This is a genomic window from Roseofilum halophilum BLCC-M91, assembly GCF_030068445.1.
Taxonomy (GTDB): Bacteria; Cyanobacteriota; Cyanobacteriia; order Cyanobacteriales; family Desertifilaceae; genus Roseofilum; species Roseofilum halophilum.
This window is the reverse complement of the sequence record NZ_JAQPOK010000157.1, coordinates 1-10882: the sequence shown is the minus strand read 5'-3', so window position 1 is coordinate 10882 and position 10882 is coordinate 1. Positions and strand designations below refer to the sequence as shown.

Below are 10882 nucleotides of genomic sequence, written 5' to 3'. Positions count from 1 at the left end.
CGATGTTATGAGGTACAGTAATCGAAATGTTCCTTGAGAGTGTTGTCCCATGAAAAGCCTGAAAAATGGGGATTATAGCGTGAAAAATGGTTTTCCCATTACCAATTACCCATTACCCATTACCGCGCGAAGCGCTGTATTATTCAAAGAGACTCGTTGGCTTGTTTTTCTACCCAGTCATAAAAGGGTTTGGCTTGATCGGCAAGTTTTGAAAGTTCGACTAAACGATAGTGGGTGATGTTGACTTGGTGAACAATTAGTTCGTTCATTACGCATCTTGATAGAAGCTAGTTACTTAAAGAGAAAGGGCATGAGTCATAACTGTTTTTGTTGCTTCAAGCAGGAGAAGAACGACGAGGAGCAGCAGCACCGCGTAACAATCCTTCGCTACTGATATCTTCATCGATCAGAACAAGATGCTCTTTCTGGGGAATTTTTATCGTAATTTCCAGAGTTCCTCCTAATGCACCGATCACCTCCTGAAGTGTATTTAAATCCAGACATTCCCGACTTTCTAGTTTTGCTTTTCCGAGATTCGATGCAGTAAAATATTGCTCCAACTCGTCTTCCGACAATCCTAACTTCTCTTGCAGATAATTGAAAGTCAATTCTTCAAGATAAATTTTATCTGCTCTAGCTTTAATCCGTTCCTGTCGTTCTGGAGAAAGTTTGGCTAACTCTGACGATAATGTTGTATAGTCTTTCATGGTTCTTCTTCCTTCAGTTGTTCCAGATAGTTTTCATAACGTCTTTCTGCTATAGCAATATTTTCCTTGTACCATCGCTTGTTACCCGTTTTGTTGCCACCAACGAGTAAAATAGCTTGTCGTTCCGGGTCGAACGCAAATAAAATCCGCCAAGGGTCTCCTTTATATTGAATGCGAAGCTCTTTCAGATTCTTAATTGAAGAGCCTTCAAGAGTATCAACTCTTGGTCTCCCCAAAGATGGGCCAAATTCCATCAACACAGTTAAAACTGAAAAGACTTCATCTTGGAGTTCTTGCTCCTGTTGATAAAACCAGAGCTTAAAATCGGGATCGAATATAACATTCCATTTCATAAACTATAACAATATATCTACCTCTACCCAACCCGTTGATTTGCGAGGTTGCCCACATTATACCAATTGAGGTCATGGATAATTTCAGGGAGATGCGGAGACGATCGCAAGGATTAGGGTATAATCTTTAGGGTGATCATCTAGATCGATCGATTAAACTCTACGTTCTAAGATCGTTGGGTTTAATACGCTCCACGTGAATAAGAAAGGCCTGCCCTATGAGTAGCTCTGTACAAACCAGTGTGCTTGAACTGGCACAACAAGGTAACCCGGATGCGATCGCCCTCATCCTCAATCGGCAATTGCAACCCAAAGGATTTAATACCAAGATCACCTGTAAGGGTGAGACGTTAAATTTAGTGCTAGAAGGCGCTCAAGTGCCGCCTGAAGCGGTTTTTGTTAAGGTTTTGACCAAATTTTTCAAAAAACTGGCGATCGCCTCGGTGAGCCAAATCAAGGTCTATGGCAAGGAAGCAGAGGAAGAGCTTCCGGAATGGCAACAGGTGCTAAAGCTGCCCACAGAGGAGGAAATGGGGACATTAGAAGCAGCGAAACAGGGTAAAGTGGAGGCGATCGCCGAAATCCTTAACCGCAACCTCAATCCCAAAGGCTTCACAGCCCTGGTGATGGCTGAAACTCAAGGATTATGGGTAAGTGTAGAATCCTTAAATGGGCCGCCGCAAGCTAAGTTAGTGGAGATTTTAGAGAAGTTTTTTCTACAACTGGGGGTTAGCTCGATTTACACGGTGACGGTAGTGGGTAAAAAAACGGAGGAAGCGATGCCAGTCTGGGAGCAAACGATTCAGCTTATCGCGGAAACTACCATTATTCCTGCACCAGAAACGGCGATCGCACCCATTCCTAAACCGCAGAAAAAATCCGGTTGGGGTTCCTTCTTTGGAAAAGTCGCCGATGCTGCCACAGGTGCAACGGAAACCATGGGTAAAGCGACACAAGCAGTGAGTACCTTAGCCGAAAATGCGGGCAATACGGTGACGGGAGCAGTGGGTAAGGCAACGGAAACCGCTAACAGTGCGATCGTGCAAGCAACGGGGGCAGTGGGTAAAGCAGCTATGGCAACCGGAAATAGTGTGACTGAAGCGACGGGAACGGTTGCGAATGAGGCTGGGGAAACGGTAGGGGCGATCGCCAAAACCACCCTAGATATCGCCAGTAATCTTGGTAACATAGTTTTTCAAACCCCAGATCGGATCAATGACATCCTCAAAATTGCCCATGAAAATCCCTTGATGCAACCCTTCACCCAATTCCTAAAAACCGATTGGATTTTCCAAATTGTCGATCAAGTCGATGTCGTTCAAGCCAAAGAATCTATCCTGCAACTTCAGAGCCAATTTCCCCAAGAATCCCCCGATCAAATTAGTCATCGCGTCATGGTGCAAAAAGCGCTCTTAGTCGGAGCAACTGAAATCGCCACCAGTCTACCCGGTGCATCAATCCTCATGCTGGCTGTAGACTTAGCCGCCACCACTGCCTTACAAGCCGAAATGGTTTATCAAATTGCCTATGCTTACGGTTTTGACACCGAAGATCCAGCCCGCAAAGGAGAAGTTTTAGCCGTATTTGGATTAGCCTTTGGTGGAGGAAAAGCTGTGCAAGCCGGATTAGGACTCTTAAAAGTAACGTCCATAGCGGGTGCAGCCATTAGCGCCAGTGCCAACGCCGCCCTCCTCTATGCTTTAGGGTATGCCGCTTGTCGATTTTACGAAGCCAAATGCAGCCCCATCGTCATGGAAGCCACCCTAGAAACTCTACAAGAAGAAAGCCAGCACTATCTCGAAGCCGCCATTACCCAAGAAACGATTATGGATCGGATTTTAGTCCATATGATTTTAGCGGGAAATCCTGATAAAACCTGGGAAGATTTACTTCCAGAATTAGAACCGATGAATTTTTCTCCAGCCTCCTTAGAAGCCATTGCCCAGAATATTCATAATCCCACTCCTCTAGAAGAACTAATTCCCCAAATTAACCCAGATTTTGCCCTGCCCTTGATGATGCAATGTCAAAAAATGGCCGAACTCGATGGCATTGTCACCCCAGAAGAAGCCCATGTTCTGGATGTCCTCAGCCAACACTTTGCCGTGGAAGGGGAAGCCCAGCAAGGGTTACTCGAAGATTTAGAGGCTCTATAGCAAACCTAAATGAGTTGTGTAATGGCTTCCCCTCATCCCCCTACCCCCTTCTCCCGCGGGAGAAGGGGAAAAAGTCCCTCTCCCGTGGGAGAGGGATATAGGGAGAGGGCATTTCCCGTTGCACAACTCATTTAGACTAGCTCTATAGCACCACGTCCCGATCGTGGGCAATTAGCTTAAAACTTTAGATTCACTTTATAACTATATAGGTGTCTTGCGTCTAGAATAGGAAGCAACTTTTATCTCTCTAGCCATCATGAATCACCCCAACGCCCCAACCCTCCCTCCCAACCATCTCAACATCATGGGATATGTAGACGAGTCGGAAGTCAACGGCCCGGGATGTCGTGCTGTGGTCTGGGTTCAAGGCTGCACCCGCGCTTGTTCCGGCTGTTTTAATCCGGCTTCTTGGTCGTTTGAGATTAATCAACTGATGTCGATTGATACTCTAGCTGAAAAAATTGCCAGCAATCCTCGCAATCAAGGGGTGACCTTTTCGGGAGGAGAACCCTTTTGGCAGGCTCCAGGGTTGGCGAATTTGGCTCGTCAGCTTAAGGCTAAGGGATTGAATGTGATGTCGTTTACGGGTTTTACTATTGAACAGTTAAGGGCGAAAGGTGCGCCGGAAGGGGCACAAGAGTTACTCGATGAGCTGGATATTTTGATTGATGGCCCCTATATGGAGTCTTTAGCGATTCATTCTCCTACCTCTGCGGTGTCTTCAAGTAATCAGCGCGTCCATATCCTGAACCCCAATTTTGAAAATGCGATTAGTTGGGCCAGCGATCAAATGGAGATCCATATTCTCAAAGATGGAACGCGGTTAGTGACGGGTTATCGCGGCCAGATGGCTCTGGCTGAATTGTAGACTTTAAGGGTTGCCAATGAGGGTAAAGCCTGACCAATAATAGGGATGAATGAGATTGGGTTGAATGCTGGTGTTGAGTTCGGGGGGTAAATTGATTTGGCCAAAATTGCCGATTAATTTACCGTCTTGAATCTGGACTTCTTGCCGCAATAGGGCAATCTGCGCTCTACGCAAAGCGCCAGCTTTGGTAGGTTCGGTTTGTAGGTGATGGTAAAATTCGGCCATTAAGCCTAATGCGCCTAAATCGCTGGCATACCATAAACTGGCTAGGGCTGATTGTGCCCCAGATTGTACGGCTAAACCGGCAAAACCGAATTCGGCTTGGCGATCGCCTAATGCAGTACGACAGGCGCTTAATACCAGTAATTGTATGGGAGGATCGGTTAAGTTTAAATCGGTGATTTGATCGAGTCCTATTTTACGATCCCAAAATTGGATATAGGACTCTTCAATTTTACCGGGTTTGAATTGACCATGGGTGGCTAAATGAATAATGCCATAGTCCGATTGTGCCCGTTGTTGATTGAAGTTTTCAACGGTTAATTCTTGATTGAGAAAAGCTTGTCCTTGCCAAAGTTGTTCAGAAATAGCATTGAGTTCAACGGGAACCGCAGGTAAGGGAGATTGATCGCTAAATTCAGATGCTCCCATGGCTAAGACGGGAGTCTTTTGCAGGTTTTGATAGCGAGTATCGGTTAAGCTCAAACTGGGAACTAAACTAAATTGATATTTTTCGACTAAAAATTGTTCGCCATCATGCAAGGCGGCTATGGGAAGGCTGCGAAGTCCACTATCTAAACTGAATAATAAGGTGGTAATGCCTTGGGCTTCTAATTCAGCTTCGATGGGTGCAATTAACCATTGGTAAAGCTGTTGAGATGAATCTAAATAACTGGTGCTGCGGCGGCGAATGGGATTGGCAATTTCAGATTGAAATGCTTTAATTTTGGCAATTAATGCCGCATTTGAGGCTTCAGGAATGGAGTGATAAATGGGTTCTCCTGTGGGGGGCACTAAGACTAAATCTAGTTGCTCCGAACGAGAAATCATATAGAGTAAGGCTGAAGGGTTCTGAGTTTGGGCGCTGAGTGTTTCTAGTTGCGCCTGGATCTGGGTAAAGGAGGGCTGCTGGTGGGGTAAGGGTTGATTGAGATAATCGGCAAATTCTTCGCTTAATAGGCGATCGCCCACTTCAACGGCTTGCTGTAATTGTCCTCGATCGAGTAACCGCCGTAAACCGCTCCGACTGATGAGAGCGGTTGCCGCTTGTTGGGCATCAATGGTTACTGAAGCGGGAGAGGAATCATCGGAGGATTCACGGGGTGTAGCGGCGATCGCCTGATTAATCTCATTAATCGTATTACTCTGATTCTGGAGAAGATTAATCTCACTATTGCCGCCATTAACTGTTTCCCCACTCCCTGATACTGAGTTAGGAGTTGGTACTGGTACAGGCATTGGTGCAGGTGTCGGCGCTGGGTTAGGTGTTGGTACTGGGGCAGGTGTTGGCGCTGGTGTCGGCGCAGGTGTTGGTGCTGGGTTAGGAGTTGGTACTGGCGCAGGTGTTGGCGCTGGTGTCGGCGCTGGGTTAGGAGTTGGTACTGGTGCTGGTGTGGGTGCTGGTGTCGGCGCTGGTGTCGGCGCTGGGTTAGGAGTTGGTACTGGTGCAGGTGTTGGTGCAGGCGTTGGCGCTGGTGTGGGTGCAGGTGTGGGTGCAGGTGTTGGTGCAGGTGTTGGTGCAGGTGTTGGTGCTGGGTTAGGAGTTGGTACTGGTGCAGGTGTTGGTGCAGGTGTTGGCGCAGGTGTGGGTGCAGGTGTGGGTGCAGGTGTTGGTGCTGGTGTTGGTGCAGGCGTTGGTGCTGGTGATGGTGCAGGTGTTGGTGCTGGTGATGGTGCAGGTGTTGGCGTTGGTGATGGTGCAGGTGTTGGCGTTGGTGATGGTTCAAGGGTAATTGTGCCAGGTACGCCATTTTTGGCACTCGCATCTAAGGTTCCATGAGTAATTTCCCCATTTCCAGATGTAATTCTCAACGTAATATCACCCGCCTGACCATTATTTGTGCTTGAATCAATATCTTGAGCGGTAATATTTCCTTCTTGAGTTGCTAAAGTAGCATCTCCTGAATTGCCATTTTGCGTACTTGAATCGATAAGGCCACGGGTTGTAATATTCCCTTGTTGAGTCTTAAAAGTAATATCTCCTGAATCGCCATTTTCCGTACTCGCATCAATAAGACTACTGGTGGTAATGTTCCCCAGAGTTTGAATGGTTAGCTGAATATCCCCTCCATTACCCCCTCCTAAACTGGCGCTTGAATTCAGCTCTCCGGTGGTGATATTGCCTCGATCTGTAATCAATTCAATTGCACCAGCATTACCGGTTGTAGTCGAAGTCTGCAAATTTCCCGTCGTCATATTTCCGGCAGAAGCAGTTAGGGAAATATTTCCGCCTTGCTTATTATCGCTGGTATCCAAGTTACCGAGGCTAATACTAGATCCAGAGATATTAATGTCTCGACCGGGAGCGATAATGGTTGAAGACAAGCTCATCCTAAATGAACCCTTGTCATCCCTATCTGCATCTGCTGTAAAGGTAATCGATCCCCCTTTGACAAAATTAAGTGAAACTCCCCTGGAGATGGTAATATTATTGGTGGCTTGGAGTTCTATATTGCCCGTTTGTTGCTCTAAAACTTCGGCCGCAATGGTAATATCATCTCCCGGAAAATCGTTAAAGCCAATGGTGGGTAATTCATCCTCGACTTCTGAAGGGACAGAGAAAGAGCTATTAGCAATGGTAATATTTTCTGGATCGAGTAAGAGGGTTCCCCATGCTCCACTGGGGGCGCTGACATCTACTGTGCCGGAAAACGTGAGGGTTTCTTTACCGGAAATTTCTACAAATCCGCCATTTCCTCCTGTTTCTCCGCCTCGTGCTTCTACTGTGCCGTAAAATTGGGTGGTTCCGTCTGACCAAATGATGATTTCTCCCCCATTTCCTTGCTCTAGACTATTGGCGCGAATTTGGGAATGGGGATTAATGAGGGTGTTTTGGGCATTGGGTAGGGGGCCTTTGCCTTGAAATGAGCCACCGATATAAATTTGACCGCCATTTTGGGGACTCGATGCATCAAGGATTGCGTCAATTACGCCGACTTGAGTGCCAATTACGTTGATGGTTCCGGGGGTGAGGGTGGGTTGGGTATGGGAGACATGGAGGGTTCCGGAGGCGATCGCCACTCCCGGATGGTCTGGTACTCTGATTCTAGAACCGGATAACACCACCTGTCCCCGATCGTTCACCTCGATTTCGGAAGCGTGGTTTACCGCTCCCCCCGCAAGTAGTTCGGGAACGGAGAGGGGGTTAAAGGGCATGGACTGGCGATCGCCAACCGGAATTTCTAAACTGAGTAAATGACCATCTTGGGAAATCCTGAGCGTATGATGACCCGGCACTGCCCAAAGAGTGATTGTACCGCCTGGTGCATTCAGGGTTCCGAGGTTGATGACTGTGCCACCGGTTAAGCTCAAAGCTTCACCCATATCAACGGTTAAGTTTCCCCAATTCAGAATTACACCCGGAGTCGCTCCATCAAACCTAAATTCATTGGGTGTACCGGTCAAAATTTGCCAATTATTGTCCCCAAACGCATCCAACCATTGATTTTGACCAAAACCAATTCCCGTGGCGGTTGTAGCGTGAAATGCGGCGGGAACATTCAGTTGGGCATTGGGGCCAAAAATAATCCCCGCAGGATTAATCAGGTAGAGATTTGAGGTTCCCCCCAAAACTTGGATTAAGCCATTAATGGTGGATGGACTACCCCCATTAATGCGGCTGAAAATATTTTCAATTCCCGGTGTCGATAAAAAATTGGCCGCCTGATTCGGAGTGAGGCCAAACTGGATAAAACTATGAAAGAGGTTCGCGCCATCAGCCGAGGTACTCCCCCCTTGAATATAAAATTGATTCCCCTGGGGAATGACCGTGGTTCCTGTACCATCGGGAGCGGGTACAATCGTTTGGGCTTGGGCAATCTGGAAATAGCTGCCGCACAACCACAGAGAAAGAGTAATCAGGGGTTTCAATCCGTTTATCCGTAAGGACATGGGTAATTATTTGGGTTCACTCGGTGAAAGGATTGGGGTTTGGGCAAATGCATCGAGTTGAACAGAGCGCAGGAGGGTTTCCCATTGGCTGGCGATCGCCCCATCCTGGAGATTTTCATTATACAACTTAGCCATTGCGGATAGGGCATCATGCCAAATTCCCGACTCCGCATAGATTTTGGGAAGTGTTTCTGGATCGGAGTGTTGAATTTGGGCTTTTAGATCGGCATTGGCTTCCATCCGTTCTATCCAACCGTCTACGATAATATCACCGGTACGATCTTGAGGGTCGCAGACGATGGACAAATACCAGTGGTAGAGTTCATTGGTTTTCAGCCCTTCTGTTTCTTCTGTAGATAACTCAATACTGACAATTCCCGATTCAGAAGGAGCAGGTACTTCTTTTTCATAAATAATCGTTTCGTCATTTTTGTCCAGTAAGGTAAATACCAGGGTTTTACCTTCAGCTTGGGGCACATACCAGAACAGAGTGGGATGGCTCTTTAAAGTTAAAGCTAAATCTTTGACCGGAACTAAAGCAGTTAAAGGTTTGGTATTCCCTTCAGAAACGCTACAGCCACGGGTTCCCGCATCTGCGGTTCTGGGGGGCGCTCCTCTCCCTGGAGGATTAAAGGCTTGGGCAATTTCAAAACTGGGTTTAGGCAGAGCATTGGCAGCACTTGGCCAACCCAAAGTTGCTATGACCGTTAAGCAGGCCAGTTTGCGGGTAATCTTTGACAAGTTAGTGTTTCTTTTCACTTTTGATGACCTGGGTTATAGGATGGACACAAGGGAGGCGATCGGGATATAAGGATATCAGTCCTCATATAATCAGTTTAGTTTTATTCGTTTCTATTTCTAACCGAACAAGTACGGATTTTTCTTTGAAGTTTTGATTAAGGTATCTCCAAGAATTTTGGAGTGAGGATAAAAAACTTAAACCCAGTATTTTGGCTTTAGGTTTCAAAAATGTTCCGGAATAAATCGAATGATTGAGGTAGATTGTAGGTTGATATTAACTGACGTTTGGGTGACAAAAAAGGGGGTGAGACCCCCCGATCCCTTACGGTAATGCTTCAATATGAGCCTCGAAACCCTTGGTCTTGGAGGGAAAAGGACTAACGCATGGTGACAAATTCTTCGGCGGAACTGGGGTGGATGCCAACGGTGGCATCAAAGTTGGCTTTGGTGGCTCCCATTTTGAGGGCGATCGCCACCCCTTGGATAATTTCTCCCGCATGTTCGCCCACCATATGCGCTCCTAGAACTTTATCCGTCTCTTCATGCACCACTAATTTCATTAAGGTGCGGTCTTCTCGGCCGCTCACCGTATGATAAAGGGGCTTAAATTTGGCGCGATAAATCTTGATTTTATCCCCATATTGGGCGCACGCTTCTTCTTCCGTTAAGCCCACCGTTCCCGCTTCGGGATGGGAAAAGACGGCCGTAGGAATATTATCATAAGCCATCTGCCGAGATTTGCCGCCAAAATGGGTATCGGCAAAGGCTCTACCTTCTCCAATGGCAACAGGGGTTAAATTCACCCGATCCGTACAGTCTCCCACGGCGTAAATATGCTCGATATTGGTGCGACTATTGGCATCAACGGCGATCGCCCCATTCTCCACTTTAACACCCGCCTTATCTAACCCTAATTTCTCTATATTGGGTATGCGTCCCGTTGCCGAAATTCCCACCGCATCTACAATCACCATATCCTCCTCATTTTCCCGCTTAATGGTCACCGCTAGACCTTCATCGGTTTTTTCCACTTGAGTAATCACACTTTTATTCAAAACCCGAACCCCATGGCGCTCCATTTCCGATTGAATATGGGTACGAAGATCCCCATCGAAGCCACGGAGAATATGCTCGCGACGGATCACTTCCGTCACTTCCGTTCCCAGTCCATGGAAAATACAGGCAAACTCCACGCCAATATATCCCCCGCCTAAAATCACCACCCGTTTCGGTTGCTCCGGGAGATGGAACAGTTGATCGGAAATTAAGGTATGTTCAATTCCCGGAATATCCGGTTTAACCGGTTTCCCTCCCACCGCAACCAGGATTTTATCCGCCGTTACCGTATCTTCACCAATTTTCAGGGTATGAGGATCGACAAACTCAGCATAGTCCCGGTATACCTTTACCTCAGACTTCTCTAACATTCTCTGATACACCCCATTCAGGCGATCGACTTCCCCATTCACCGCGCCAATCATTTTTGTCCAGTCCAGGTGACTTTCCACCGCACTCCAGCCGTAGCCTTGGCTATCTGCAAACCAACTGGGAAAATGGGAAGCATGTACCATTAGCTTTTTGGGAATACAGCCTCGGTTCACGCAGGTTCCTCCCAGGCGATCGAATTCGGCAACGCCCACCTTAGCGCCATATTCTGCGGCACGTCTGGCGCTGGCAATGCCCCCGGAACCTGCACCAATCACAAATAAATCAAAATCGTAACTCATAAGTTGTTTTTCTCCCAATTTTCCCCTATTGTAGTAGACCAAGTAAAATGAATGGGTTTTGTAGGGGCGGGTTTCAAATATCTGTAGGGGCGGGTTTCAGATATCTGTAGGGGCGGGTTTCAAACATCTGTAGGGGCGGGTTTCAAACATCTGTAGGGGCGGGTTTCAAACATCTGTAGGGGCGGGTTTCAAACATCTGTAGGGGCGGGTTTCAAACATC

The 10882-nt window shown here is 47.2% G+C and carries 8 protein-coding genes; 2 read left to right on the top strand and 6 right to left on the bottom strand.

The window, feature by feature from the left end:
- Nucleotides 1–143: 143 nt before the first annotated feature.
- The 3 genes from PJF56_RS20310 to PJF56_RS20300 form a co-directional block, all read right to left on the bottom strand.
- Nucleotides 144–269: a hypothetical protein gene (locus tag PJF56_RS20310; RefSeq protein ID WP_283764540.1), complete on the bottom strand. Its 126-nt coding sequence runs from the start codon at nucleotides 267–269 to the stop codon at nucleotides 144–146.
- Nucleotides 270–335: 66 nt separating this feature from the next.
- Complete coding sequence (locus PJF56_RS20305) at nucleotides 336–707, bottom strand: helix-turn-helix domain-containing protein (RefSeq protein WP_283764539.1); 372 nt, start codon at nucleotides 705–707, stop codon at nucleotides 336–338.
- On the bottom strand, nucleotides 704–1060 hold the full coding sequence (locus PJF56_RS20300) for a type II toxin-antitoxin system RelE/ParE family toxin (RefSeq protein WP_283764538.1): 357 nt from the start codon (nucleotides 1058–1060) through the stop codon (nucleotides 704–706). Before PJF56_RS20300 ends, PJF56_RS20305 begins: the two co-directional genes overlap by 4 nt.
- A gap of 218 nt (nucleotides 1061–1278) precedes the next feature.
- Between PJF56_RS20300 and PJF56_RS20295 the strand changes: the two genes are divergently transcribed.
- Entirely contained in the window at nucleotides 1279–3216 is a 1938-nt protein-coding gene (locus tag PJF56_RS20295) for an EcsC family protein (RefSeq protein ID WP_283764537.1), read from the top strand.
- Nucleotides 3217–3472: 256 nt separating this feature from the next.
- A complete protein-coding gene (locus PJF56_RS20290) occupies nucleotides 3473–4084 on the top strand; it encodes a 4Fe-4S single cluster domain-containing protein (RefSeq protein ID WP_283764536.1) in 612 nt (203 codons plus the stop codon).
- A 3-nt stretch (nucleotides 4085–4087) separates the two neighbouring features.
- On the opposite strand, the gene PJF56_RS20285 is transcribed toward PJF56_RS20290, so the two are convergent.
- From PJF56_RS20285 to gor, 3 genes are all read right to left on the bottom strand, one after another.
- The gene (locus tag PJF56_RS20285; protein WP_283764535.1) at nucleotides 4088–8194 is read right to left on the bottom strand and encodes a CHAT domain-containing protein; all 4107 of its coding nucleotides are present in this window, start codon (nucleotides 8192–8194) and stop codon (nucleotides 4088–4090) included.
- A gap of 6 nt (nucleotides 8195–8200) precedes the next feature.
- Complete coding sequence (locus PJF56_RS20280; protein WP_283764534.1) at nucleotides 8201–8953, bottom strand: DUF928 domain-containing protein; 753 nt, start codon at nucleotides 8951–8953, stop codon at nucleotides 8201–8203.
- A 359-nt stretch (nucleotides 8954–9312) separates the two neighbouring features.
- Nucleotides 9313–10662, bottom strand: coding sequence for a glutathione-disulfide reductase (gene gor / locus PJF56_RS20275; protein WP_283764533.1), 1350 nt, complete (start codon nucleotides 10660–10662; stop codon nucleotides 9313–9315).
- Between the last annotated feature and the right edge of the window lie 220 nt (nucleotides 10663–10882).

What these genes read in the sequence shown, in the direction of transcription:
- PJF56_RS20310 (WP_283764540.1), bottom strand. Translation starts at nt 269, where the DNA reads ATGAACGAACTAATTGTTCACCAAGTCAACATCACCCACTATCGTTTA.
- PJF56_RS20305 (WP_283764539.1), bottom strand. Translation starts at nt 707, where the DNA reads ATGAAAGACTATACAACATTATCGTCAGAGTTAGCCAAACTTTCTCCA.
- PJF56_RS20300 (WP_283764538.1), bottom strand. Translation starts at nt 1,060, where the DNA reads ATGAAATGGAATGTTATATTCGATCCCGATTTTAAGCTCTGGTTTTAT.
- PJF56_RS20295 (WP_283764537.1), top strand. Translation starts at nt 1,279, where the DNA reads ATGAGTAGCTCTGTACAAACCAGTGTGCTTGAACTGGCACAACAAGGT.
- PJF56_RS20290 (WP_283764536.1), top strand. Translation starts at nt 3,473, where the DNA reads ATGAATCACCCCAACGCCCCAACCCTCCCTCCCAACCATCTCAACATC.
- PJF56_RS20285 (WP_283764535.1), bottom strand. Translation starts at nt 8,194, where the DNA reads ATGTCCTTACGGATAAACGGATTGAAACCCCTGATTACTCTTTCTCTG.
- gor (WP_283764533.1), bottom strand. Translation starts at nt 10,662, where the DNA reads ATGAGTTACGATTTTGATTTATTTGTGATTGGTGCAGGTTCCGGGGGC.